Source organism: Prosthecobacter sp. (genome assembly GCF_044227185.1).
In the GTDB taxonomy this organism is placed as follows: Bacteria; Verrucomicrobiota; Verrucomicrobiia; order Verrucomicrobiales; family Verrucomicrobiaceae; genus Prosthecobacter.
In genome coordinates this window covers 1-24,719 of record NZ_JBGAFO010000014.1, presented here as the reverse complement: position 1 = coordinate 24,719, position 24,719 = coordinate 1, and the positions used below count along the sequence as shown (strand labels likewise).

Annotated in this window: 22 protein-coding genes; 9 read left to right on the top strand and 13 right to left on the bottom strand. The window is 57.6% G+C overall.

The window, feature by feature from the left end; all coding sequences use genetic code 11:
• Nucleotides 1-4: 4 nt before the first annotated feature.
• The 3 genes from ACILSQ_RS26505 to ACILSQ_RS26495 are packed head-to-tail and all read left to right on the top strand — an operon-like array spanning nt 5 to nt 3,439.
• The gene (locus tag ACILSQ_RS26505) at nt 5-1,627 is read left to right on the top strand and encodes a hypothetical protein (RefSeq protein WP_395746707.1); all 1,623 of its coding nucleotides are present in this window, start codon (nt 5-7) and stop codon (nt 1,625-1,627) included.
• On the top strand, nt 1,624-2,166 hold the full coding sequence (locus ACILSQ_RS26500) for a prepilin-type N-terminal cleavage/methylation domain-containing protein (protein ID WP_395746706.1): 543 nt from the start codon (nt 1,624-1,626) through the stop codon (nt 2,164-2,166). Before ACILSQ_RS26505 ends, ACILSQ_RS26500 begins: the two co-directional genes overlap by 4 nt.
• Nucleotides 2,167-2,212: 46 nt before the next feature.
• Nucleotides 2,213-3,439, top strand: a complete 1,227-nt coding sequence (locus tag ACILSQ_RS26495; RefSeq protein WP_395746705.1) for a type II secretion system F family protein — start codon at nt 2,213-2,215, stop codon at nt 3,437-3,439.
• A gap of 17 nt (nt 3,440-3,456) precedes the next feature.
• Here the strand turns inward: ACILSQ_RS26495 and ACILSQ_RS26490 are convergent, their stop codons facing one another.
• Genes ACILSQ_RS26490 through ACILSQ_RS26480 form a run of 3 tightly spaced genes read right to left on the bottom strand, consistent with a single transcriptional unit; the run spans nt 3,457 to nt 6,533 of the window.
• A complete protein-coding gene (locus ACILSQ_RS26490; RefSeq protein WP_395746704.1) occupies nt 3,457-4,554 on the bottom strand; it encodes a glycosyltransferase family 4 protein in 1,098 nt (365 codons plus the stop codon).
• 1 nt (nt 4,555) lies between these two features.
• Entirely contained in the window at nt 4,556-5,341 is a 786-nt protein-coding gene (locus tag ACILSQ_RS26485) for a glycosyltransferase family 2 protein (protein WP_395746703.1), read from the bottom strand.
• 46 nt (nt 5,342-5,387) lie between these two features.
• Nucleotides 5,388-6,533: a beta-ketoacyl synthase N-terminal-like domain-containing protein gene (locus ACILSQ_RS26480; protein WP_395746702.1), complete on the bottom strand. Its 1,146-nt coding sequence runs from the start codon at nt 6,531-6,533 to the stop codon at nt 5,388-5,390.
• A gap of 280 nt (nt 6,534-6,813) precedes the next feature.
• On the opposite strand from ACILSQ_RS26480, the gene ACILSQ_RS26475 reads away from it, so the two are divergent.
• Together ACILSQ_RS26475 and ACILSQ_RS26470 are read left to right on the top strand one after the other, a co-directional pair.
• Nucleotides 6,814-7,179, top strand: a complete 366-nt coding sequence (locus ACILSQ_RS26475; protein ID WP_395746701.1) for a polymer-forming cytoskeletal protein — start codon at nt 6,814-6,816, stop codon at nt 7,177-7,179.
• Nucleotides 7,180-7,554: 375 nt separating this feature from the next.
• Entirely contained in the window at nt 7,555-8,211 is a 657-nt protein-coding gene (locus tag ACILSQ_RS26470) for a polymer-forming cytoskeletal protein (RefSeq protein ID WP_395746700.1), read from the top strand.
• 565 nt (nt 8,212-8,776) lie between these two features.
• Here the strand turns inward: ACILSQ_RS26470 and ACILSQ_RS26465 are convergent.
• From ACILSQ_RS26465 to ACILSQ_RS26445, 5 genes are all read right to left on the bottom strand, one after another.
• Nucleotides 8,777-10,300, bottom strand: a complete 1,524-nt coding sequence (locus tag ACILSQ_RS26465; protein ID WP_395746699.1) for a recombinase family protein — start codon at nt 10,298-10,300, stop codon at nt 8,777-8,779.
• Nucleotides 10,301-10,376: 76 nt separating this feature from the next.
• Nucleotides 10,377-13,526, bottom strand: a complete 3,150-nt coding sequence (locus ACILSQ_RS26460; protein WP_395746698.1) for a type IV secretory system conjugative DNA transfer family protein — start codon at nt 13,524-13,526, stop codon at nt 10,377-10,379.
• The gene (locus ACILSQ_RS26455) at nt 13,523-14,275 is read right to left on the bottom strand and encodes a hypothetical protein (RefSeq protein WP_395746697.1); all 753 of its coding nucleotides are present in this window, start codon (nt 14,273-14,275) and stop codon (nt 13,523-13,525) included. Before ACILSQ_RS26455 ends, ACILSQ_RS26460 begins: the two co-directional genes overlap by 4 nt.
• Nucleotides 14,276-14,277: 2 nt before the next feature.
• The gene (locus tag ACILSQ_RS26450) at nt 14,278-16,617 is read right to left on the bottom strand and encodes a hypothetical protein (RefSeq protein ID WP_395746696.1); all 2,340 of its coding nucleotides are present in this window, start codon (nt 16,615-16,617) and stop codon (nt 14,278-14,280) included.
• A gap of 213 nt (nt 16,618-16,830) precedes the next feature.
• Nucleotides 16,831-17,142, bottom strand: coding sequence for a helix-turn-helix domain-containing protein (locus tag ACILSQ_RS26445; protein ID WP_395746695.1), 312 nt, complete (start codon nt 17,140-17,142; stop codon nt 16,831-16,833).
• Between the two features lie 81 nt (nt 17,143-17,223).
• Between ACILSQ_RS26445 and ACILSQ_RS26440 the strand changes: the two genes are divergently transcribed.
• The gene (locus ACILSQ_RS26440) at nt 17,224-17,469 is read left to right on the top strand and encodes a hypothetical protein (RefSeq protein ID WP_395746694.1); all 246 of its coding nucleotides are present in this window, start codon (nt 17,224-17,226) and stop codon (nt 17,467-17,469) included.
• Between the two features lie 44 nt (nt 17,470-17,513).
• Complete coding sequence (locus ACILSQ_RS26435) at nt 17,514-17,966, top strand: hypothetical protein (protein WP_395746693.1); 453 nt, start codon at nt 17,514-17,516, stop codon at nt 17,964-17,966.
• A 57-nt stretch (nt 17,967-18,023) separates the two neighbouring features.
• Here ACILSQ_RS26435 and ACILSQ_RS26430 read toward each other — a convergent pair whose 3' ends face one another.
• The 3 genes from ACILSQ_RS26430 to ACILSQ_RS26420 all read right to left on the bottom strand — a co-directional run bounded on the left by ACILSQ_RS26430 (nt 18,024) and on the right by ACILSQ_RS26420 (nt 20,379).
• Entirely contained in the window at nt 18,024-18,311 is a 288-nt protein-coding gene (locus ACILSQ_RS26430) for a hypothetical protein (protein ID WP_395746692.1), read from the bottom strand.
• 20 nt (nt 18,312-18,331) lie between these two features.
• Nucleotides 18,332-19,378, bottom strand: a complete 1,047-nt coding sequence (locus ACILSQ_RS26425; protein WP_395746691.1) for a toprim domain-containing protein — start codon at nt 19,376-19,378, stop codon at nt 18,332-18,334.
• Nucleotides 19,379-19,512: 134 nt separating this feature from the next.
• On the bottom strand, nt 19,513-20,379 hold the full coding sequence (locus tag ACILSQ_RS26420) for a replication-relaxation family protein (RefSeq protein ID WP_395746690.1): 867 nt from the start codon (nt 20,377-20,379) through the stop codon (nt 19,513-19,515).
• A gap of 194 nt (nt 20,380-20,573) precedes the next feature.
• On the opposite strand from ACILSQ_RS26420, the gene ACILSQ_RS26415 reads away from it, so the two are divergent.
• Together ACILSQ_RS26415 and ACILSQ_RS26410 are read left to right on the top strand one after the other, a co-directional pair.
• Nucleotides 20,574-21,530, top strand: a complete 957-nt coding sequence (locus ACILSQ_RS26415; RefSeq protein ID WP_395746689.1) for a competence protein CoiA family protein — start codon at nt 20,574-20,576, stop codon at nt 21,528-21,530.
• Between the two features lie 16 nt (nt 21,531-21,546).
• The gene (locus ACILSQ_RS26410; protein WP_395746688.1) at nt 21,547-22,371 is read left to right on the top strand and encodes an HNH endonuclease; all 825 of its coding nucleotides are present in this window, start codon (nt 21,547-21,549) and stop codon (nt 22,369-22,371) included.
• A gap of 16 nt (nt 22,372-22,387) precedes the next feature.
• Here ACILSQ_RS26410 and ACILSQ_RS26405 read toward each other — a convergent pair whose 3' ends face one another.
• Both ACILSQ_RS26405 and ltrA read right to left on the bottom strand, forming a co-directional pair.
• On the bottom strand, nt 22,388-23,422 hold the full coding sequence (locus ACILSQ_RS26405) for a hypothetical protein (RefSeq protein WP_395746687.1): 1,035 nt from the start codon (nt 23,420-23,422) through the stop codon (nt 22,388-22,390).
• Nucleotides 23,423-23,516: 94 nt separating this feature from the next.
• Nucleotides 23,517-24,719: group II intron reverse transcriptase/maturase (gene ltrA, locus ACILSQ_RS26400; RefSeq protein WP_395746686.1), on the bottom strand; the 1,203-nt coding region annotated here is incomplete at its 5' end.

The window sequence follows — 24,719 nt, the reverse complement described above, 5'->3', positions numbered from 1 at the left end:
AATCATGCGCATCACCCGACATCATCATCGCGGCAGTTCCGGCGCCCTCATGGCGGCGGCGCTCATGCTCATGATTGTCAGCGGCATCTTCGTCACCTCCTGGGTCACACTCATGAGCACCCGCGCCTCGCAGGTCAGTTATCTGGAGGACGTGTGCAAACGTCACATCGGCGTCGAAAGCTCGCGCCTCCTGGCCTGGCAGTGTGTCACCAGCAAGGCGTTTGACCGCTACAACACCATGGCCGCCGGCCAGAACACCATGCTCGGCACCGACATCGGCGGCTTCAGCACCGGCAACGGCTGGAACAACCTCAACGTGTACACCTCCAGCAGCACGGCAGGCGGCATGAGCACCGTGTTTCCCTTCAACCATACGGGTCTGCGCCCGGGAGCCACCTACATCAATGTCGAGCAGTTCTCACGCCCTGACGCCGCCGTCGCCGGAAACATTGACGACTACAACGCCTGGCAGTTCCTCAAGACCATGCCGCCGGTGCTCAATGGCGACGTGTTCTGCATCTACCGCAAGCCCGACGGTGTCTCCACGGAGCTCGACGTCTATGCCAACGCCGGCTCTGGCAGCGCCGGTCACAATGCAAACTGGACCGTCCAGGGACGCACTGTACTCCACGATCCGGCTTCGCTGTTTGTCCGCACCACGCCCAGCCCGCTGCAGCTTCCCTTCCTCACCAAATCTCTCTACATCCAGTCACACTCCACGGTGGAGCCGCCCTCCATCCCCTATCCCGTTTATGGCACCGATCTCAACGGCAAGGCGCTCGCTCCGTCCAACATGGCGGTGGTTCCCAGCACCACCGGCCCCATCGACAGCGGCGGCACCAGCAGCTACCTCGGCTGCCTCAATGTCGTGAAGAACACCAACAATCCTGACAACTCGCTCTGGCATTTTCAGGATCGCGAGGCCGCCGCCGGCCGCACCGCCACCATCACCATCGACGTGGAAAGCGTCTTCAACTCCGCCACCGAGGCCTACTGGATCTCCGAGCAGACCACACCGACCTACACCCCGCCCGGCTGGCCTTCTGGTTACGACACCAAGCTGAAGGTCCTCTTCATCAAGCTCGACAGCCAGTATCTCAAAAACATGCGCATCTATGGCGTCGTTGATCAGATCATCTTCGTCGGCCAGAGCAACGCCGCCGCCTTTGAAAACGCGGCCGCCCTGAAGCCGGTGATCATCACCATCATGCCCAACGGCGCCAAGGGCCGCTGGGTGCGTGACATCCGCTTCGAACGCGAAAACAACCGGCGCCACGTTCTCGCGTTTCAGGATGACAACGGCCGGCCCGTCGAGCTCTCCTGGGTCAACAATCCCATCAGCGGCACGGAATTCCGCTGGCGCTGCGTGCTGGTGAATGAATACCAGAGCCTCTTCTTCAACATGCCCGCCAATCTCACCCAAAGTGTGCGCTGGATCGGCGGCGTCATGACCAACTGGACCGTCAAACGCCGCGCCGCCGGCGGCACCAACCCCAGCCGCCTCCTTTTCACCAGCGACAGCGACCCCGCCGTCCCCGCCGCCACCAACGGCGGCCCGGCCTTCGCCACCTTCCTGCCGCGCGACGCGTGGCTGGAGTCCTACTTTCTACCCGTCGCGCCGCCATGAAGATCCCGAAGAAACAGAGTTTACGGTGGTTTACGATGGTTGACCGTTGTTTAAAGTGGTTTGGAAAACCACCGTCAACGACCGTCAACAATCGTCAACGACTGTCAACGGCTCGCAGCGCCTACACTCTCATTGAGGTTCTAGCCGCCGCCTCCATCATTTCCATCGGCACCACCGCGATGGTCAGCCTTTCCTCCACGGTCATGCTGCAGGAGGAGCTGGCCGCCCGCGTGGCCGTCACGCGCAATTATCAGGAGAACACCGTGCGGCTCTGGCAGCTCGGCCTTTCCACCGTGCAGATCACCGCGCTCATGCCCTCACTGGCGCAAAACGCCGTCCTTCAGCAGGCCATGTTCAACAGTCCGGTGCTGGTGGAAAACGGCCTCACGACAGTGAACGGCGTCGTCATGGAGACGGCTCTCTGCACCGCCATCGTCAACAGTTCGCAGAACCCCTCCACAAAAGCCGCCGGAGCCTCCTTCACCCTGACCGCCTACCGCCCCCATCTGGTCACAGACCTCCGTTTCGCTCCGCCTTGATTTCTGTCTGCCGTACCAAAGTCGCATCCCTCCCGTCTCTCGTATCATGCTTAAAAAAGTCAAAATCACCAACGTCCACTCCGGCAAGTCTTCCGAAGCCCTGGTGGACACGGACACCGATGAGAAGGCCCTCATCGGCGCGGGAGTCGCGCAGAATGAAAGCTCCACCGTTCAGACCATCACGGGCGTGGATGAAAAGCTGCACCGCCTGACCAGCCCGAAACCGAACACGGAAGACAGCGCCGCATTTTTTGCCGGCCTGGGACGATGCCTTGAGCGCAACATCTCGCTCACCAAATCGCTGCTGCTGCAGACCAACCGCGTCAAGTCCGCCACGTACAAGGGCATGATCGCGGAGGTCGTTCATGCCATTTCCGTGGGCGACAAATTCAGCGACGCCATCGCCAAGTTTCCCAAGCTCTTTCCGGATGACATGCTCTCTCTCATCGTCGCGGGTGAAGAGGCCGGCCAGCTCTCCAAAGTCTGCAAACGTATCGCCGTCTCGCAGAAGAAATCCTCCAAGGTCATCAAGAAGCTCAAGGGCGGCCTCATCTACCCTGCCGTGGTGATCGTGCTCGGCGTCGGCGTGGTCATTGTCATGAGCTTCACGCTTGTGCCTGCCATGGCCAAGCTGTTCACCTCCTTTAAGACGGAGCTGCCCATGGGCACCAAGGTTCTCATCGGACTTTCGGATCTGTTCCTGCACCGCCCTTATCTGGCCATCCTCCCCTTCGTCGGCCTGTACTTCTTCTTCTCCAACTGGGGCAAAATCAGTTCCCTGCGCCCCATGCAGGACCTGTTTCTCAAGATCCCCGCCGTCGGCGTGCTCGTGCGCAAGTCCGCCGCCGCCACCGGTTTCCGCACCCTGGCCATGCTCACCGAGTCCAATGTCCGCCTCAGCAGCGCGCTCGACATCACTGCGCAGGCAAGCTGGCACTACCATTACAAGGAGCTCTTCATCCGCCTGCGCGAGCACATCGCCGTGGGCCGCACGCTGCACGAGGCTTTCCTCATGGAATCCCACTGGCTGGGGCCGGATGCCCGCAATCTCTGCGGTCTGATCGAACTCGCCTCCGAAACCGGCTCCGGCACCGAAATGCTCTCGGAAATTGCTGACGACTACGAGGAGGACCTCGACAACCTCGCGGCCACGCTGGACAAGATGATCGAACCTCTCACGATGCTGATCCTCGGTGTCATGGTGGGCTTCCTCATCTACGCCATCTACGGCCCGATGTTCAGCCTCGGCGATGTCATCTTGAAGAAGAAGTAGCGCGGGTCATCCGGGCCTCATTCCTCCAATACCTGGGTCCATTCTTGAAGGTGCTTTTCCCACGTCAGGGAAAGCACCGTCTCACGCGCGGCCGTGGACAGCGACTGCCACGCCGGCGCGTCATGGGCCAGCGCCTCCTGGATGCGGGTGGCCAGCTCCCGCGACTGCTGCGGGTGATAGAGCATGAGACCGTTTTCACCGTTGCGCACGTGATCGACGGCACCGTCCATGACCGAAATGATGCCGGGCAGGCCGCAGGCCATGCTTTGCAGCACGGTGTTGGAAAAGGCATCATACTGCGTGGGATGCACAAACCAGTCCGCCGACTGGTAGAGTTCCACGAGATTGCTCGTCACCGGCACAACGCGGATGCGTGAGCTGATGCCAAGACGCTTGATCCTGGCCAGCAGTTCCGCACTCAGGCTCTTGCCCGCAATCCAGAGCGTGGCATCCACCTGCTTCATCGCCTCCAGCAAAGGTTCCAGGCCGCGGCGGCGATGGCTGAGCGAAACAAACAGCAGCACCGGCTTCGTCGCATCCGTCTGCATCTTGCGGCACAGAATTTCACGAGTGTTCGCACGGCTCTCGGAGGGCTTGAAGAGCTGGGTTTCAACCGGAGGTGAAAAGATGCGGAAGCGTTCGCCATCAGAGCCGTAAACGCCCTGCAATTGCGCGGCCACGCGGGCGGAGCTGGTGATGAACTTGGGCGTCTCACCGCCCGTGTAGAGCCGCCGCTCGAGGTGCAGCTCGTAGAGATGCTTCACGCTGAACCTCTGCCAGAACGGCAGCAGATTGCCATACAGGCGATGGCAGCCGGTGCCATTGCGGTGCATGTCCTGCGCGCAGGTGCGACCAAATGCAATGCTCAGGTCCACCCCTGCCACGGCCCGCGGAGCGAGGCGGTTGAAATGCCACATGCGCATGGTGGCCGAGCCGCGGAGGCGCGGCAGCAGCTCCCACCGGCCTGGCAGCGCGGCGCCGATCTCCGGCGTGGTGAGGGAGGTGATGTAAGTCAGCTCATGGCCGGCGGCGGCGAGGCGTTTGGCGAACTCGATGAGGTAGTTTTCCACACCGGAGCCGCGGATGATCTGCGGATGAATCAGGGCCAGCTTCATCTCAGTGCTTCTCCCTGCCCTCCGCTGCGCTTTCATACATGCGGCTGTAGCGATCAAAGGTGAAAAATGCCGTGGCTGCGGCGATCCAGAGGCCGGGGAAACCATCGAGGAAACCGAGCTTCAGGACGTAGGCGCGGGTGAAGCGCCACCAGGGGCGGAACAGGGTGTGCAGGAGGGACCAGCGCTTTCCTTTGCTTTGCTGGGTCTGGAGGAAGACGTTTGAATACTGGACGTGCTTCACCAGGTAGTGCTGGATGTTCCGGAAGGAGTAATGCAGGAGGTCTCCTTGCAGCGTGGTGCAGGGTCCTGCAACGTCCAGGCGCTCGTGCACCTGGCCGCCGCCGTCTGCGGCCCACTGGCTTTTTTCGCGGCGGAAGAGGCGTATTTTGCGGTCGGGATACCAGTCTCCGTGGTGAATCCAGCGGCCCATGAACCAGACGAGGCGGGACATCCAGGCGCCGTCGAAGCGGTTTGATTCACCATTTTCGAAGAACTTGTGTATCGAATTCCGCAATTCGGGGGTCAATTCCTCATCACAATCAAGCGCCAGAATCCAGGGCTGGGAACAGAGGGTGAGGCAGTGGTTTTTTTGGGCGGTGTAGCCGAGCCAGTCTTGATGCACAAATTTTGCGCCAAACTCGGCGGCGATTTCGGCGGTGCGGTCGGTGGAGCCGGAATCGACGATGACGATTTCCTGGGCGAGGTCCACCGTGCTGGCGAGGCAGCGGCGGAGGTTGGCCTCCTCATTGAGAGATATGATGGAAATCGAGAGCGGCAGGCGGGACATGAGGTGCGCGATATTCGCGAATCCACCGCCGGTGCCAAGCACGGAATCAAACGGCGGCCAGGGAGACGGCGGCATTGTGGCCGCCCATGCCGGAGGCGAGCTTGAGGACGCGGTCGCCGGGGGAGACTTGGAGGGGGGCGTCGTTCAGGGGCAGACCGCAGGCCGGGGGGGTGAGGCCGGGCAAGGAGGCTGGCAGCCAGCGTTCGGCCATGCAGGAGGCGAGGAGGGCCACGTCCAGGAGGCCGCTGGCGCCGAGGGCGTGGCCGGTCTGGGGCTTGAGAGGCAGGAGGGGTACGCTGCGGCCATCGAGGGCGCGCAGGAAGGCGGGAGGCTCGACGCGGGCGTGATTGAGGGTGCCGGTGGCGTGGGGGCAGAGGGCGACGACTTTGGCGGGATCGCCGGCATGAAGGGCGGAGCGAACGCAGGACTCGATGCCGCCGCCATCATCGGGGATCATGAGAGTGTCGTAGGCGTCGCTGTTGGCGGAGTAGTGTTCGAGGCGGCAGAGGCCTGAGGGGCCGCGGTCCAGGGTGAGGGCGACGGCGGCTTCGCCGGGGAAGAAGCCGCTGGTGGTGGGGGCGAAGGGGTCGTTGACGCCGTTGGTGGAGAGAAGGCCTGTCTCTTGGAAATCCTGCAGGAGGGCGGGAATCAGAGGGAGGTCCACGGAGACGACGAGGGCGCGGGGGGCGGCGCCGCTGGCCACGGCCATCCATGCCATGCCGAGGGCATCCAGACCGGAGGAGCAGCCATTGGAGATCATCTGCCAGGGACCGCGAATGCCGAGCTCAATGCTGACGGCGGCAGGTATTTCACAGTGCATGGTGTTGCTGGCACTGAACTTGCGCAGAGGACGACGCCATGAATTCACACCCAGCATTTCACCTGCGTTGCCACGGCTGCTGGCACCAAACACCCAGGACTCACGAATCTGCGCGGGGGTCCAGCCCGCGCGGCGGATGGCTGCAGCGGCTGTTTTCACGGCTGCGTTGCTGGCCGCGCCATAGCGACGGCCTTTCAGCAGTTCCCGTGAGGGCAGAGCGCCCACCCGGAGGGACTCAAAGCCCGGCACCTGGGCGGCTGAGGGCAGGGCCAGGCCGCCGCGCCGCTCACGCAGCGCGTCCAGGCATTCCTCCGTCCGCAAACCAAGAACACAGGCCGTCTCCGCGGCTGTGATAAACACAGATTCCATCATGACAAGATACAGCCCCAAAACCACAGCCGCGCAACCCCTGTCCACAAAACCGTTACATCTAACTCACAAAAAATAAGCAAGCCAAAGATTGACACTCAACTTAATAGCCAGCTATATTTTACACCTCATGTTAAGGCAAATCATTGGACAACCCGAAGGGCAAAAGGAAGACAGGCGTTCCGAGGCATCCGCACCGGCTCCCGCAGCTGAGCGCGCACCCATTCTCTCCGCACCCGCTCCCGCTGCACAACCCCAACGCTCATCACACTCAGCTCCCGTCATGACCACCAGCAAAAACGTTCTCGCCAACGACGTCGAAATCAAAGGCTCCATCAAGTTTTCCCACGACCTCATCATCGACGGCAAGATCGAAGGCGAAGTCATCTCCGACGGCAGCCTGACGGTGGGTGAAAACGCACTCATCAAGGGCGAGGTGAAAACCCGCTCCGTCATCATTTTCGGCAAGGTCGAAGGCAACATCACCGTCGCTGAGCGCTGCGAGCTGAAGAGCAACGCGATCCTCGTCGGTGACATCGCCGCCGGCACCCTTGCCATCGAAGAAGGCGCCACGTTCATGGGCCAGTCGCAGGTCGGCAAAAAGGCAGAAACCAAGCCTGCTTTCGGCGGCGCTCCAAAACAACCTTAACTTTCACCTGAGTGTTCGGACGGTTCTTCGGCACGAAGACCAGCATCCTTCCCACACCACCTAAGAATCAAATCGAAGTGGTGTGCCCTTCCTGTGGCGCGGCTCAGTATGAGCCGCGTGGCAGACCCATGGGACGCTGAACAGAAAACAGCGGCAGCCAGTCCGGCGCCTGCCGTGCAGGAGCCTGTGGCGGTGAGTCCTGCCCCAGCCTCCGCCCCCGTCCCTGCGCCTGCCCCTGCGGCGGAAGCTCCGGCTGCACCCGCCCCTACGGCGGCTGAAGGCTTTGGCGCGTTCTTGCAGAGTCAGAATTTGCCGACGCCGGAAGGTGAGGCTTCGGCAGCCGAGAATGACGAGACGGAACCGTTGACTGCCGGCATGCGCCGCCCGCAGTCCAATTCCCCGCCCCCGACACCGGCCCCTGCCCCGCACACGGCGACGTCCCTGCAGAAGATGAAGGAGCAGGGCATGTACCGGAACCAGTACTTCAAGGATGCCGAGTGCTTTGACTGCGGACACAAGTTTAAAACGGGACGCTCGGCGAAGTCCGCGAACTGCCCGACGTGCGGGGCGTACATTTCGCTGGAGGATGTGGAGATCAACATGACCTCCACGCAGCCGATCAAGACGCGCGGCGATGTGCTGATCCGCAAACGCGGGCGGCTTTCCGCGAGCAGCGTGCAATGCCGCGACCTGGAGTGCCATGGGATCATTGAAGCGAACGTGACGTGCTCCGGGGATGCGGTGTTCCGCACGACGGGCAGCATCATCGGCGAGATTCACTGCAACCGCTTTGTGGTGGAGAAAGGCGCGGACGTGGCATTTCTCAATGCGGTGCATGCGACGGATGTGGACATTCAGGCGCGGGTGACGGGAACGATTTACAGCAGCGGCCCGGTGCTGATCAGCAGCAATGGTGCTGTGAACGGGGATGTGACTGCGCGGTCGGTTTCGATCGAGCCTGGGGGTGAGCTGAATGGGGCGATGAATATTGTGCGTGGGAAGCAGCCGGCGTTTCCGGGGACTGGTTCTTGAGGTGGGGGCGTGGCGTGATGGAGAGGCAAGCTTTCCGCGGTGAAATGGCCGCGAGACGCTTCTGAAAGGCGGGGTGCTTGAAGAAGATGATGGGTTCACTTTCCGGGTGGGCTGACAAAACCCAGGGGAGCACTCGCTAACGCCCGGCACCCCTGGGCTGTATGACGGAAGGCCGTTGGCCTTCAAGGCGAAGCAGGGGGATGAGGGCGAGGCGCTCATCGAGGGGGCTTTGTTGACAGTCTATGAGGCGATTCTCAATCAGGGGGTGAGAAACGATAATGGTTTTCCTGCCCGCCAGCGAATCGCATCCTGCAGAGCGGAGTGCTCCGGCCCCTCACCCGGCCTCTCCCCGGAGGAGGCTGAGACCGAACACGCTCTCGACGGGGAGAGGGGATTCGCGTTGGAGCTGTTAACACCCCAGGCAGTTGAGAGTCGTGCGAGACTTCCTCGCGTGCGCTGGGAGGCTGAACGCTTCTTGCATGCCTCCGGCATGCGACCTTGAGCCTTTGCGCATGTCTCGCAGGATCCGGTGGTTCTCGCTCGGCAAGCCTCGCTTCACCACCGGCTAATTTCTCAGCTCCCTCAGGTTTTGTTGGTTTGTTGTCATGTCTTCAGAAGGAGCTGATGATGAGAAGGTTATCTCGATTTCAGCGCGGTTCTTTTTGATCTCAATTCGCTCCACGATACCCTCGATAATCCGACGTTTGTTTTCGGCGGGGAGCTGAGGCCAGTTCTTGTAGAGGGTGTCGGCCTCGACTTGCACGGCATCTGCACTGACGGTGCGGATGCGGTGGTAGTCGAGTTCGGCCTCCAGTTTTGGCAGTTCGTTTTGGAGCTGGGTCAGGCGGTCGGAGAGGGGCTGGTGATAGCTGCCGAAGTCCGCCAAGGCGATGTGACCATCGAGATAGAGGCGATGGGTTTTGGCCATTTCGTCGCGCACCTTGTCGATTTCCTGGCGATGGGCGGCAAGGAGCTGCTCCTTGTCTCGGAGGTTTTGCTGGGCTTGCGCGATCTGGTGGTGAAGCCGCGTCTTGTTGGAAAACAGGTCGCGAATTTCATCCACAAAAACCTCTTCCAGATCGCACATGGGTATCTTGTTTCGGCAGGCGGTGCAGACATATTTCGGGGTGTTGGGGCCGACATACATCTTTTTGCCGCACTCACATTGAACCAGCCCGGCGAACAAATGAACAGGTTTGGGGCCGGGACGCTTGGTGGGGGATGAGCGTCGTTGTTCGAGAAGCTGGTTGGCATCGTTCCAGGCAGTTTCGCTGACGAGGGGTTCACAGGGGGCCATGCCCCATTCGCTTTCATCCTTGATCTCGTGACGCCAGCCATCGCCACCTTTATACACATTGATGCGGTAGATGCCTTTCGCCGTCCAGTCGGTGATCAGACGCCCAATGCTGACATCTTTCCATTCGCAGCCGGTGCGTGTGCGGTAGCCCATCTCGTTGATGAGGCGGGCAACGGTGCCAAGGCGCTTGTGCTTCAGGAACAGCTCATACATGAGCTTGCGCACCGGCGCTTCTGCGGGGTGCTGAATCAGCTTCTTATCCTTCCACACGTAGCCATAGGGAGTCTTGCCGCTGAGGGGTTTGCCCAGCTTGGCCCGCACAAGAATTGAAGCACGGATGCGGTCGCCGATCTCGGCACGCTCCCACTCGGCCATCGCACTGATGATCGTGAAGAACAGCATTCCGGCGGGCGTGCTGGTGTCGAGGGTTTCCTGAAGCGAGACGAGGTTGGCCCCTTTGGTTTTGAACTTTTCGGCCACTTCCAGCAGCTCGCGGGTATTGCGGGCGAGACGTGCAAGCTTGGAGAAAATCAGAGACTTGATGTGACCGCGTTCGATGTCACGCAGCATGCGTTTTGCCTCGGGGTGATCCAACACGGCTTTGCCCGATACGCCAGCAAGGTCATAGACTTCACGGACTTCCCAGCCGCGTGAGGCGGCGTAATGCCGGGCACGCTCAAGGTGATGTGCGGGACTTTCTCCCTGGGCTTGCTGATCGGTGGAGACTCGAATCCAGATGCCGACAGGCACCGATTGACTTGAAGGGACTGCGGCAGGGGCGGGCGTCTTCATGTGCTAATAAAAAGCACATGTCGTCGAGATTTCAACACAAGACAATACATTAGGTCTTTTGTTGGCTATTTATCATTCATTGCTCCTTCATTGGTCGGGGCTTCAACTCCTCCGCCAACAACTTCAAAGCAGCGGCTTCGCGTGCGCTCCTTTCCTCCTGAGTTAGATGGGTGAAGACTCGTTTCACTTTGTAGCCCTTGCGCACCGATTCCTTTGGCGCTGGTGCGGTGGGGATCTGCTCTGGCTCGGGCGGCGGAGTCAGAGTGGCAAGGTATGTGATGAACGCCTCGGGCTGAAAATAGCGTACTTTGGAGGCTTCCCCATTTTCAAAGCAGCCACTCACCGCAGACTCGATCTGCCGAAGTCTGCGGGCATCGGCGGTGATGACAGCGACGAGGTTGAAATCTTCGCGCAGGCATTTGCGGACATTGCCAACCTCGTGGTCGATGGTGGTCGTCACGGAAATCTCACAGGCGATGCGCATGTCATGGCGAAGCAAGCCGACATCGACGGTTTCGCGGCCTGCTCCGACCGGCATCTCCAGATGAGCCCTGAATCCCATTTGCTCACTGACGGTGCGGATTCGATCCTGCACAATGCGGTGCTGGTGACCGCCTTTTCCGGGATCGGCGGCAACTGCTGGAGTTGGCGTGGGTGGAGGAAGAGGTGGCTCGTGGGCCGTGTTTGTTGGGACCCGCACCGGTGCTTCTGGTGGTGGCTCTATCAGGCGAGGCGGCTGAGGTGGCTCAGGAGGAAGCACTGCGGGAACGATCACCCCATCCTCCCGGGCTTTCCTCTGCTTGGGTGACTGAGGTTTTGCCGCCTCTTCTTCAAGTCGGCGCAACAACTCGGACTCGACCTGCTGGCGCGTGATTGAGTAGGTTTGCCTTGAGGCATCAATGACGGCACTGCGCACCTGCTCGGTTTTCGCCTCATTCAGCTCTTCTGGTCTCGGAACAGCGAGATTGAAATCATGATCGGCGCGCTCAATGCGGGCAATGGCATGCCCGGTAGCGAGGCTCTGGATGTCACGGGCCTCGAAATGTGCAAAACCGTCGGCCAGGGCACGAGCATCACTGTCACCCACACGAAACACAACACGGGTGAACGCATTCGAAAGAACCGCGCTTCCCACATCCTTGTCACGATCCAGCTGCTTCAGCTCCTGATGTGCCAGAACGAGGCCGAGGCCATACTTGCGGGCACCCGATAGCACCTCCGTGAGTGAAGGTGTTATGAAGTGATGGAACTCATCAATGTAGCAGTAAAAAGGGCGGCGTTGAGATTCCGGTATGCGCGCCCGGCTCATGGCCATTTGCTGCAGCTTGGTCATGATGAGACTGCCGAGTAGAAAGGCGTTCTCACGTCCGATGAGACCTTGGGGAAGACGGGCGAGGAAGATTTTGCCGCCGTCCATCATCGCTCTGAAGTCGAGGCGGTTTTCACGCTGTGACACCATGTAGCGAATCGGCTTGGGGGAGAGGAAAGTCTCCAGCCGGGTGATGATCGGGCCGATGCTCTTGCCGCTGCCAAGCTGCGGAAAGGCGCGCTTCCAGTAAAAGCGCACATCAGGGTCGGACACAGTTTCCAGGAATTGTTCGCGCCACTGAGCATCGAGCAGAAATCTCCGCAAATCGGCCAGCGTGCCGCCATCCCGGCTTTCCAGGAAAGCGAGTACTGCATTCTGAAACACTGAGTTCATCTGATCGCCCCAGCTCGTGCTGAGCCGCTGGAACACGGAAACGAGATCACTGGCAAGCAGCTGTTTCTCGAAATCCGAATGCGCAGACAGGATGTTGAAGGGAATGACAAACTGCTCATCGGCAGGATCAAGCAGCACCACATCCTTCACTCTCTCCGGCGGAATGATGCCAAGCACGCGGTCGATCAAATCACCGTGGGGATCGAGTACGGCGACGCCTTCGCCCCTGAGAATGTCCTGCTGGATCATCGAAAAGAGCAATGTGCTTTTACCCGTGCCCGTGCCTCCGAGGATATGGCAATGTCGCACTCGATGCGCAGGTGGCAGCCACACTTCGGTAGCCTCGCCATTGTGCTGATTAATGCCAAGGCAGACGCCTTGGTGCCTGGGAGGTGTGTCTGCAGCACGGGTTCCGGTGTCGAGACGGTGAAACTTGGCGGACTGCACTGTCGCCGTGGGCAAATGAACCAAGCCTGTCAGCTCGTCGATGCTCAATACCATGCCGCATCGGCATGTCTGTCGGCTGACCACATCCATGAGGTGATCCTTTGGATCATAGTCGTGGTTGTGAAGTGGCATGAAATGGTTGCCGTTTGTTAGAGAGAAATGCCTCAGGGCGGGTGCCATGCCACTCACTATTCGCCAGGCACGTTCATAGCTGGAGCCAGCCGCAGCGAGGCGCACCACGACACCATAAAGCATCCCGCAGGTCTTTTGCTGCGCTGCTTTGACCATTGGGCCTCCATCGTCAAAGAATGGCTGGCCATCCTGCTTGGTGATCGCCGCCAGGCTGCTTTCCGCCCACGGCTCGGACAAGGGAACAAAGATCACTTGATACAAACCGATCTCCCCCTCAGCGAGCGAGGCCAGGGCTCCAACGAGCGTCACAAAGGGATCGTTTTTGACCGAGGCCAGCGGCAGCATAAACACCTCGCCCAAGCCGAACTCCACGACAGCCATTTCGTCGGTGTCTTGTAGCATTTCCGCCAGGGTATCGGTGGGCTTTGAAAGTTTTGCCTGTGGAAAATGGGCCTGCATCTGCTGACGTAACTGTGCCTCGTCATTTTCAGACACTACCCATTGCATCCACGTCTTCTCCGCCGTGCCGACGATCTCAAATACAAGAGGATGTGAGACGTAGGCGAGGCTGGTGAGCAGAGGCGACATGGCCTCGCGCGAGACGTTCATTTCCTGCGGAAGCCGCATGGGGATTTCGATCCAACAAGGAAGCCTCAAACACCATTCAGGCTCGATGTCCTGCTCCTTTCCATCGTCCTGCAAAGTTGCGACAGCAGGAGCCGCATTGTTTTCGCCTTTCACCAAGGCTTTCGCTCGTTGTAGAAAACTGCTGACCCGTGTCGGGCGGACGCTGTCAACGCCGCTCAAAAGCTGCGGCACTCGATGGCCTCGAAACGGTGCAAAAGGTGGGCGCGGCGACACAGGTTTTGGATAAGTCAGCACACCACGCCCACGAATTTCCCAACGCTCGAAGTTCTCGCGCAGTTGCTCGTGAACAGATTTCATTTCACCATTTTTTTGATGCCTTCCAGACCTGCCGTGGCCAACTTCTCGGCTGCCATGTCCACAAAACTGCTCATGCGGTCACTGAAGGTGGTGATCTGCTGAATATCAGTAACCTGATGAAACTCTACATCCGTGACACCTGCTGCTGCAGCAAATTCCTTCACCTTCTCGCGAACCATGAAGTCTACGACAGACACATACATGCGCCGGGTGTCGTCACGATAATAGCTCTCCGCACGGAACACCCACTCATACAATGCGCCGAGCACCGGCAGGCGCAGCAGCAGGTCGTCGAGCCCGTTCCAAGAGCGAGCAGCCACCATCAAGGCCACCAACATGAGAAGCGTGCTGCCAAGTGCGATGCAGCCGACCACCATGCCAAAGGTATAAATGTAGCAGCCTGCAAAGGCGGCGACAAAGGCCAGAAAGATGATCACCTCCCAAATGCGCATGGAGCGGGGGAGAACGGCGCAGCGGCAAGAAAACCACCACCAGCTCGCGCCAAATTTTGCTGAGACAATGTCAAAAACCAGAGCCTCGCGTCTGGCGCGGAAATACTCCCGTCCGGGTGAGAGAAAGCCGCCGTCCTTGTAAATGATGCGCTCTGTGACCAGCTCCGGCACCTGCCATGCTTTCAGGCCTTCCTCGATAGCATCGTAAAACTTTGCTGAGTCGCTGGAAAACTCAAGCAGTGGCGTAATCCACTGCGAGTAAACCTGCGGGCGCTTGCGTTTGAAGAGGCCAAACATGGTCAGGGTTTCTTTTCAGACCTTTGGAGAACGATTCGAAGCCCCTCTGCGGTATGGGCGATGACCATTCTGACTGCAAACACGCCACCTACGGTTTTGCGTGTGCCTACGTTCAAGGCCTGGACTCGCAAATCATATGCAAGTTCATAACCCGCACCTTGGAGTGCGGGCTTCACCGTGATATCGCCGAGGATCCTCTCCTCATAAATTTGGTGGGAGTTGTGATATGTATTTTCGTCACGAAGAATCCATGCCCGATCCACCTCTCCGTTCGTGAAAAAGTCCACCTTGTCAGCATAATCAGCGACCATGCCATTCACATCGCCTTGCTGGGATTTTTGATGATGAGCCACGACAAAGCGAACGATCAACTCCTTCAGCTTGGTGGTAACTTCCGACTCCCGTGCTAGCTTTTCCATCGCAGCCTTGCGCTCCGCCTCTGCTGCCGCAGCTTTCTCTGCGGCCATGCGGGAGGCTGCGGCGGCCTCCTCTTCGCGTTTCAGGCGCTCCTCCTTTTCACGGGCTTCTCGCGCTGACAGCTCCTCCCGCTCACGTTTTTTCAAAGCCGCTGCCTGATCAAGCCGAGAGGCCGCCTTCGGAGGTGTGAGCGATGCTTCGGCAGAGGCTGGCAGGCGCGTCCACCAACGATGCGGCGTGTTGAGTTTCAAAAGATCGCCTTCGATCTCATCACCAAGAACGCAGGCATCCGCGATCACATCCCCCTCCTTGATGGGGAAACAGCTCTGCCAAAGGTACACAGTCGCATCCTTACCCTTCCATTCTTTGAAGCGCAGCACAGCCAGCACTTCTTTACGCATCGGGCCTACCACTTGCTGATTGAGGGGATTGATCATCGGACGATAGACCAGGGCAGCTAGCTGACCGGTTTCCAATGCACGCGTGAGCTCTTTCGCGTTGTCGCCCTCATCTGGTGCATGCGGCATGCTGATCTTCCAGACCAGATCCGGCGTCTGCGCCACATCAAAATAGCAGAGATGCAGGACGTTGTTGATAGAGCGGAGCACTATAGATCCATCCTTGGTAGAGATAAGGCGTTCATCCTCCTTCACGGGCAGGCTTGGAAACGCCATCATGCAATCCAGGACTGGATGTCTTATGGCAAGGCATTGTTCACTGGTAAGCGGCCAGCTTGACTGGAGAGCAATCTCGGGAAGTTCGCTGCCTCGGATGATGCGCCTGACCTCCCATTGCCAGTAGATTTTGTCCCTCAGGGTCGGCACAGTCTCGCGCGCGAGCTTTTCCTGGATCAGCGGGTTAAGTGACTTCCATTCCTCATCAAGTTCTGCATCATCAATTTCCAGAGTGTCCAGATTGAGCACTAGCTTTGCCCGATCCTGAAAGATCAGCACCTTTGAGTCTTTCCACCAGAATGGAATTCCCGCTGGTGAGATGCCCCGGCGAGGTTTGGGCAAAGCGATGACATTGCCCGGACGAATATCCGCCACGCCATAAACTCGTTCGCCATCCTGCTGCCAGACCACAAGCAATCGCTCCTCCTTTGGGTGAAAAGAAATGTGCTCAACCCTGCCAGGGATGCTGATGCGCCAAACAGCCTCTGAACGCAGGTCTATCACTTGAATCGTGCGCTGCTCTTGAACCATACAGGCGGCAAAGTGATCGTCTGGAGAGAGCGCCAAGATGGAGGCATCAACACCTGAAATTTCCCGCTCTTTGAGCAGCCGCCACTGCATGGCGCTGGCGTGTTCAATGTCCTTGGCGGGTGTAAATTCAAACTTTGGCCTGGGCGCTGCCACCTGCACTGGCCGCTGCACCGCTGCGGGAGCAGTTGGCAGAGCTATCCGCCGGGGAGATGTTGGTGGCAACACAACAGCAAGCAAAACCAGAAGAGTAATGAGTCCGCGCAGACTCCAGACGATCAGAGGCATTGGAGGCGTGTTTTCGCCTGGCGACTGAGAATGTGTTTCCTGTGGGCCAAGCACCAAAGCAGCCACACCGGCGCAGATCATGCCATAAAACGTGACTGGCAACAGCGACAGCAGCCCCGAGGTCCCCGCCTTGAAAATATAGAACCAGCTTTCCATCAGCCGCGCAGACAGGGCAAAAATGGAAGCTGCAACCAGAGCGGACAGAAACGCTGCCCATGCGCCAAACCTCAAAGCTTTGGAAGGTTCCAGCCCTTGCTGGACTGCAATGCTTCCACCTGCAAAACCTGCCATGCAGGCAAGCACCAGAAGGACGAGCAGAAGCCAGCCGGGTTCCATCAGCATGACCAGCCGCCAAGGTAGTGCCAGAAGGATGAGAAGCCCAAACACGAGGCCAATGGCTTCGCGGCATCTTCCAACCTGGCTAAGCGGGTTCATGATGGGGCTGACTTATTTTTTATTTCAAACCAAATACTATAAATTATGCTGAAATGAGTCCGAAGAACATTGCACACGTGTCAAGATTCACCGCGCATCTGAGTTAAGCCATTGTCGATCAATACTTCAGTCGCAGTCTGAGTTTTTTGCAGCATCTGACGAAGCTTTGGCTCGAACCACCCTGAGTTGCAGTTCGGACGCGCAGATGTGGTGCTACGACTGTTTGCGGACGCCTTTCTTTTGAGCCGACCTTTGGAGAAAGACGCTTTTGCCGCTCAGTCCAAGCTTCTGTTCTGCTCGGCTCCATACCTCCGACGGTAGTAAACCGAGGGCGAGCGAGATTTTGGCGAGCGTCTCCGTGGTGGGTTTACGGTCGCCACGCTCAACGAACGTGATGGCCTGTCGGTTGAGGCCGGAAAGTTCCGCCATCTCTCCCAATGAAAGTCCAGCATTCTGCCTGGCGTCGCGCAGCACTTCGCTGAGTGCTGAGCATAGCAAGGCGCTGACTTTGGCGACGTCGATCACGCTACGATTGTAGGATTCACGATTGACTTCACCACGCTACAGTTGTAGCGTGTGTCGAATCGAACATCCCTTCTAAATCTTATGAACTTCCTGCGTAGAATCGGACCCGACCCGCACGCCAATGGACAGAGCACCCCGGCGGCGGATAATTGCCCTGACATTTGGGAGCTGGAAGATGGCGACTTCGCCATCATTGGCATCGACATCACTGATGCCGCCAAGCCTCTCCTTCCGGCTACGGCGGGCTGTGGATGGGATGAAAGGATCATTCGCATGCCGCGCCGCATCTTGTTGGATGCCAAGGCCGACATACCGGCCAAAAACTGAGCCACTGGCTTTGCTGCCCGTCCTCATGCTACAATGAGGACAACATGAACGATCTCATATCATGGACGGGAGCCCATGTCTTCGATCTGATTTCAGCGGTCGGCATCATTTCCGGCCTTTGCTACACCTCTGTCAGTTTTCAGGAATCGGCCCGTGCGCGCCGTATCGACAACCTGCTCAAGCTCACAGAGCAACACCGCAACATCTGGGAGAAAATCCAGGGTAACCCGGCGCTGGCTCGCATTCGTGCTGATGATACCGATTTGATCAAGCACCCAGTGACAATGGAGGAAGCCCAGTTTGTCACCTTTCTCATTCTGCACATCCACTGTTGGTATCGGGCCATGCTAGACAAGGAAGTGGTCAGCCTTGAAGGCATGAAGCGAGATGTCAGAGGCATCCTCAGCCGTCCGGTGCCAAGGCATGTCTGGGAGCAGCGCAAGTCCTACCTTGATCACGATTTTCGTGAGTTCGTGGACACGTTGCTCAACGAATAAAAAGTTTTCCCTCAACAAAAAAGGCCCACCTGGACGAAAGTCCAAGGTGGGTGTTTTTTAGTACTCGCTGGGAAGAAGTACCGTTGTCACTGAGCGATCCCATTCGGTGATGATCCAGAACTTTGCGCCGTTGGTGGAACTGTAGGCCGAGAGCAGCCTGCAGCCCTCCTTGAGCGCGCGCTGGTTTTCCTCGATGTCCTCCTGGCAAAGTTCCCCCCAATCACCGCTAGAGTGGCGGGTGACAGCGGCAGCAACCTCTTCCGGGGAAACTTCAGCAAGAACACCGGGTGTGGCGCAGAGCTGACCCAAGGGGAACAGGCTTGTTTGCAGATGAAGAATAAACATGGTAGTGGTTCATGCTGTTCTCAATCGAGCAGCTCATGTAGCTCGCTTTCCGTCAGATGATCCGGCTGAGCACCCTCCTGAGGGAGAACTGCCACACGGACGAACAGTTTTTGCGCCAGACGCACAAGAGCCCTTTCACGGCCCATGCGCCCGGCCTCATCCTCGTCAAACATCAGGATGATGCCTGAGCGGCCTTCTGTGGCTGTGACAAGCGCTGCCTCTTGAAGTGCAGAGAGAGAACTGCCCATGATCGAAACCACGCGGCGAAATCCAAGCTGCCAGAGCTTGATCACATCGAAGAAGCCCTCGACGACGATCAGTGGCAGCCCTTTTTCCTCCAAAGAAGCACGGTCGAGGTTGAACACCTCGGCGCTCTTCTTGAAACCTGCTGGCAGCTTGTATTTGGGCCTGTCTTCCGGTGGTTGTCCTGGCCAACGGCCTGCATACCCGACGAGTTCGCCCCCCGCATTGTGAATGGGGATGACAATCCGGCCTGACATGGTGCCTTTGGCGCAGAATCCGAGTCCAAACTCAGCCACTGTGGTTGGCGTGAGCCCGCGTTCGGCGAGGTAGGAGTGATCCGCTTTGAGGTTCTCCAGCTTGAAGTTGAGCGGCTTGTTTTCGCCATCTTCTTCGGGTGGTTCTTCCTCGACCTGTGGCTGCTGTCGAGGTGTGAATCTCGCTGAAGCCACGGCTGGCTGTGCAGTCGGGCTGCTATACCGCGAGGTTCCGGTTGAGGCGTCCGATTTTCCAGCCAGTCCAAGATTGAACCACTGGTCCATTTTGAGTGCCGCTTCGTGGGCGTCGCAGTTTTCCATCTTGGCGACAAAGTCGAGATGGTTCCCTCCGCATTTACAGACGGAGTTGTGGCAGTACCAGCAGTTCTTGCTGAGTGTCACCTTGAAGGCATCCTTGCCGGTTGCTTCAGGGTGAATGGGGCAAGGGCCGTCGAGGCCATCGCCGTTGCGGGTGCGGTGCATTTTGGCCGTGAAGCCGTAATGCTCCAGCACCTGCTCGAAAGACACGGCGGATTTGACCGCGGTGAAATCAATGAAGGGTCTTCCCATGTTGAAATGAGCAGTGTGGTGTTTGCGGGATGTCTGCGTTGTGCAAACACCTCCACAGCTCATGGTATCAGGAGACACGCAGACTCGGGAGTTGACTGCCTTCGAGTTGTGTGTTGTGAAATATGGGAGGTTACTTACTCGGCAGGATCTGGAAGCTCCATGCCTTCCGGGTGGGCCATTTTGAAAAGGCTGGAAGGAAGCGCCGCTTTTCGAATCTCCGCCACGATGTTGGCGAGCCTTTGAGGTGAGGCGCTCACGATAACAACGAAAGTGCGTGGGGGGAGCCTGTGCAGCACACGGCTCAACAGGTGATACCCATGGAGCTTTTGCATGATGGAAGTCTGACGGGGATTGCTGCGTTTGATCGGCATGGTTCCACGGTCGGCCTCCACCAGATAGTGGCTGCGCGTCACTTTACCGTTTTGATCCTTCTCATCGAAGGCAAACACCTTGTCGGGAATGAGTGTCATACGACGACCACCGCAGTTGGAATATGACCAGCGAATGGGGCCGGATTTGCGTGGGTCGGCGCGCAAGTCGAGGTCTTCAGCGTTGACGAAGCGTTTGCGTTCACCGCCCCCTTCAATGAGCTGAGTTGCCATGAAGTCACTCAGCAAAACGGTGTGCTCCAGCAGCAGACGGCTGGCATGACGGTTGCGCGTTGTCCAGTCCATGCGCTCAAAGGGCATGTTGAGGTCGCGACGGAGGCGGCCAGCTCCCCTTGAAGCCAGGCCGTAGATCATACTGTGTGAACCGCCTTCGTGGTAGTAGTCAATCTGCGCTCGTGGGCGATCCAAATAGCTGTGGTGGTAAAGCAGATGCAGCCTACGAATGACCTGTTGATAGCTGCCTCCAGCCAGACGGGCAATCCATTCGGAACGGATGAAGCGATGCTCTGCCACTACACGCAGAATCTGCAAGTCACGCGGAGTCACACGAAATCCACCGGCCTTTTGAGGCGCGCGGGTGAATCGTGGAAGCCGCGATGAATTACGAAGCATGCTGTCATTTTACCACGCCGAGCATTTCTTTTGAAATGTGACACCATGTGTTTGGAAAGCGTCCAGTTTTTAAATGCCAAAAAGAAGGCCGCCGAGGAGATATTTGATGTTTTGTGCTTTTCCTGCCTGAGTGAAATATGTTTAAAAATATTTTGCAGACTGCTGGGCTCTGACACAAATAATCGAGCATCACCATGAGCAGGTCAGATGACGGACAACAGCCATATTTGCCACCCAGTCGGGATGCGCGAGAAGTTGGGTGTTCTGCTCTGCTGGAGGGATTTGCCGTTCATCAAGGCACCGGTCAGAGGGTTCATGCATCGAGTGTAAACAAAAATGACGGCCCCTTTCTTTGCCCTGGCTGCCTCTCCGATGTCATTCACAGGCATCCTTGGAAGATGCGTGACCACTTTGCTCATCATGCCCGTTTGTCTCCAATTGACACTTCGCGGGAATCTTTGCTGCATTATGAATGCAAGCGCCGCATCTATGAAGCGCTGCGCTCAGCGTGTCCTTCCTCCGAGTGGTTCTGTGACACCAGGAAAATTCAAGGGAGCCGGGAAACAAATCGTAAAACCAGAAAGCCAGACATTGAGGGTTGGATCAAGGGCAGGCGAGTAGTCATTGAAGTGCAAAAGTCAGCGCTCGGAATTCGCAGTCTCATAGCCCGCACTCGTGACTATTCTGAACTTGGCATTGCTGTTCTCTGGGTGGTGCCTTTGACCCAAGAACTTGGAGAAGAGATCTTCCGCCCGAGGCTGGTCGAAAGATACCTTCACGCGATGTATTTCGGGAGGGTATATTATTGGCTGCCAGGTATGGGTGGTGAGGTTCTTCCTGTTCATTTCGGCGCGGCAACCCGTTCAGTGAGCTTTAGATCCAACGAGAACGGCTATTGGGAGGAGGCTGGCAGCTTCGAAAAACCCTACAGGATTGTTCGACGCCCTCAGCCTTACCGAAGTACCATGCCTATTCATCGGATGTTCAGAGCGGGTGAACGCAAGGCATTTATGCCGTGGGGAGAAGCCAGGCCAGTCCCTCGTGCTCGGCTATGGATGGACATCAAGCGCCGTTGGTGGCCTCGCGAAGAAACATCTTTTCTAAAACATCACTATCCAAAAATCCCTGGAGAGTTTGAGGAAGAAGATTAACCGTCACAAAATCACCATGCCTGTCAGCTTAACCGTTGTGAAGCGCTTGTTCGCCAAGTCCGGCAACCAGTGCGCCATTCCCTGGTGCCATGCACCGCTTGTCGTTGAGGATCACTCCATCGCCGAAATCTGTCACATTCGGGCAAGGCGCAAAGGTGGGCCTAGGTATGATCCCGCGCTGACGTCAGACGAAAAAGACGACTTCAAAAATTTAATTCTCTTGTGTCCAACACATCACACTGAGGTCGATAAATCACCGGCCAAATACTCGGTGGATATTCTCTCTGAGATCAAAGAGATGCACGAACGCGAGTCGCAAAATGAGGTCACGCCACGCATGGCAGAGCAAGCGGCGCTCATTCACGCCAAACAGTTGAAAAAGAACTCCAAAAGCATCAAAAGCAGCCCAGTTCATGGAAATGCGGATGCCCGGGCTTCTTCCGGTGGCGTGGCAGTTGCCATTGGCGGACATAACCAGGGCAAAATTAACATCCACGTTGGAGGCAAACCCAAAAAGGAGGCTGGCAAATATCCAGCCAACAGCATCGGTGCTGATGCCAACCTGGCAGGTTACATTGATTACCTCTGCGAGATGTATGTAAAGTTCATGTCACCCATTGAGCGTGATGAAGACGCCTTATGGGCTAGGATCGGGAAGCACATCAAAACAAAATTTCGTCTCGTCAAACGCAGCCGGGGGCACATTCCCGCCGAGAAGTTCACCAAACTGGTCGAGTTCATCATCGATGAAAAGCTGACGAATACACCTGTCGGACAAAAGCACATCCGAAACGGAACGAGACTTTGCAGTACGTTTCAGGAATGGAGGGAAGGAAAGTAGCGATTTTGGCTCCTTCTCATTTTAAGCGGGACTGATTCCAAATGTCCCCAACCTGCTTGTATTCGTCCGACATGATTAAACCATCCGTTACGGATTGTGTGAAAAGCTCATCAAAGGTGATTTTAAGGTCATCAGATTGAACTAAAGAAATTGCGTTGTTCGAGATCAATACAAAATTCCCACGTTCAGAGCATGGCCTAATTTCGCCACCTTCGAACTTCAAGCCAAGTCCTCCATCATAGTCCTCTGTGATTAAGTCAGGCACTTCATGAAGCTGAACTTTGAATTTCAATCCGCCTATGCTTTTGGAAGCAATGCCCCTCATTTTACCAGGGTTGGCGTTCACTCTTGTGTCATGCAAGAGATTGAAATTCACCTCCCATTGCTGTTGACTGTACCGAGAATGACCTGCTTTGACACGAGAAAGCAAAGCGGCTAAATGCTCGGCCCCGTAACCACCGATGGCGGTGTCGGTTATCTGAATTCGGAATTCTTTTTCCTCGGGGTCATGCTGCAAAAGCATATGCGATAATTCCCTCAAGATCTCAACCTCTCTGTCCACATGCCGGGTATAGTTCAAAAATTGATATTCCACTTGGCTTCTTGTCATCACATCCACAATTGAGCATGGGCGAAACGCCCCCCTGAGAGGACCGATATTGATATGAGCGGCATTGTCCTTCACGTCATGTGCAAGTTTCACAAGGACTTCGCCATACGAGTCGAGATCTTCTCTTTTCACTATTGGATACTGAACAGTGAGTATATCACCGAGGCGAGTAAGCTTGTTCTCATACTCCACAATTTTGTAGGAGTCGCGAAGATGCTCAAAAACGCCGGGGTTCCAGATGACCGGAAGATCAACGTTGGCAATGCCAGCACTGTAGCCAAAAGTTGACGCAAACTGCCCCGAAGGAGCCATTGTGAAAGTGAAGGTGCTCATGATCTCAAGATAACGCAGCCAAAATGCGCCTGTCATTCGAATTGCATCGATGAGAATTGTTAAAATCCTTCCACCGGCATTCACCCCCGCTTGGAGCGAGAAGCTCATTTCAATCGGGTAGGAGGCGGGGTTGCCCCCGCCGTCCTCCCACACCACCGGACGTGCGGTTCCGCATCCGGCGGTTGAGATGAAGAGTTTGTGTTCATGGTCTGACCTGACGCTGCCAGCGTTGGATGGTTTCGAGCAGGAACACCAGATTGTGCTGGCGGAACCATTTCGCGGGGAGGGCTTCGTTCATGTGCGAGGCCCCGGCGTTCCACCAGGGACCTCGTCCGTTGAACGCGCCGATTCTCGCCCGCTCGGGTTCCACCCCCAGCCTGATGAGTTCTTTCCTGCGGGTGGGCCCTCGCTTCCATTGCCGCCATTGGCTGCATCGCAGCTTGCGCCTCACCCAGGCGTCGAGTTCCTCGAAGTGGCCTTTGACTTCCGCCAGCCGGTAATAACCGGCCCAACCCCGCAGCACGGGGTTGAGGTCTTCTCGGATGAAGCGCCCAAGGTTGCGGCCTCGGCTCACTCTCCAGAGCGAGCGGACCTTGTCCTTGAGCTTCGCCACGCTCTGCCCTGCCGCTTTGAGCCTGGGCTTGTAGTGGCTGGTCATGCTGTAGCCTAGGAACTTGCGCTTCCATGGCCGGTCCACCGCGCTTTTGGCAGTGTTAACCCTCAGCTTGAGCTTCTTCTCCACGAACCTCGTGACGTTGGCAAGCACTCGCATGCCCGCCGCCTTCGACTTCACGTAGATGTTGCAGTCGTCGGCATACCTCTCAAAGCGGTGGCCGCGTCTCTCCAGCTCCTTGTCCAGGTCATCCAAAAGAATGTTGGAGAGCAGGGGCGATAACGGGCCGCCTTGCGGCGTTCCTTCGGTTCGTGGTTCGACGATGCCTTTATGCATCATCCCGGCCTCCAGATAGCGCCGGATGAGCCGCAGCAGGGTTTTATCCCTGATCTTGCGCGCCAGCCGGGCCATGAGGATGTCGTGATTGACCCGGTCAAAGAACTTTTCCAGGTCGATGTCCACGACCCATCGGTGCCCCTCCTCGACGTGCTTTCTGGCGGCTTGCACCGCCTGATGCGCACTTCGACCGGGTCTGAAGCCATGGCTGTGTTCGGAGAACTCCCCCTCCCACAGCGGGCTGAGCACCTGATGGATGGCCTGCTGGATGAGGCGGTCGCACACAGTCGGTATGCCGAGGGTGCGAACACCGCCGCCGGGTTTGGGTATGTCCACCCGCCTCACGGCCTGCGGCTCATACCTTCCCGCCAGCAGGCTGGCTCTTGTCTGCTCCCATCTGGCTCTCAGCCATTCGGGCAATGCTTCCACCTGGAGTCTGTCCACTCCGGCGGCTCC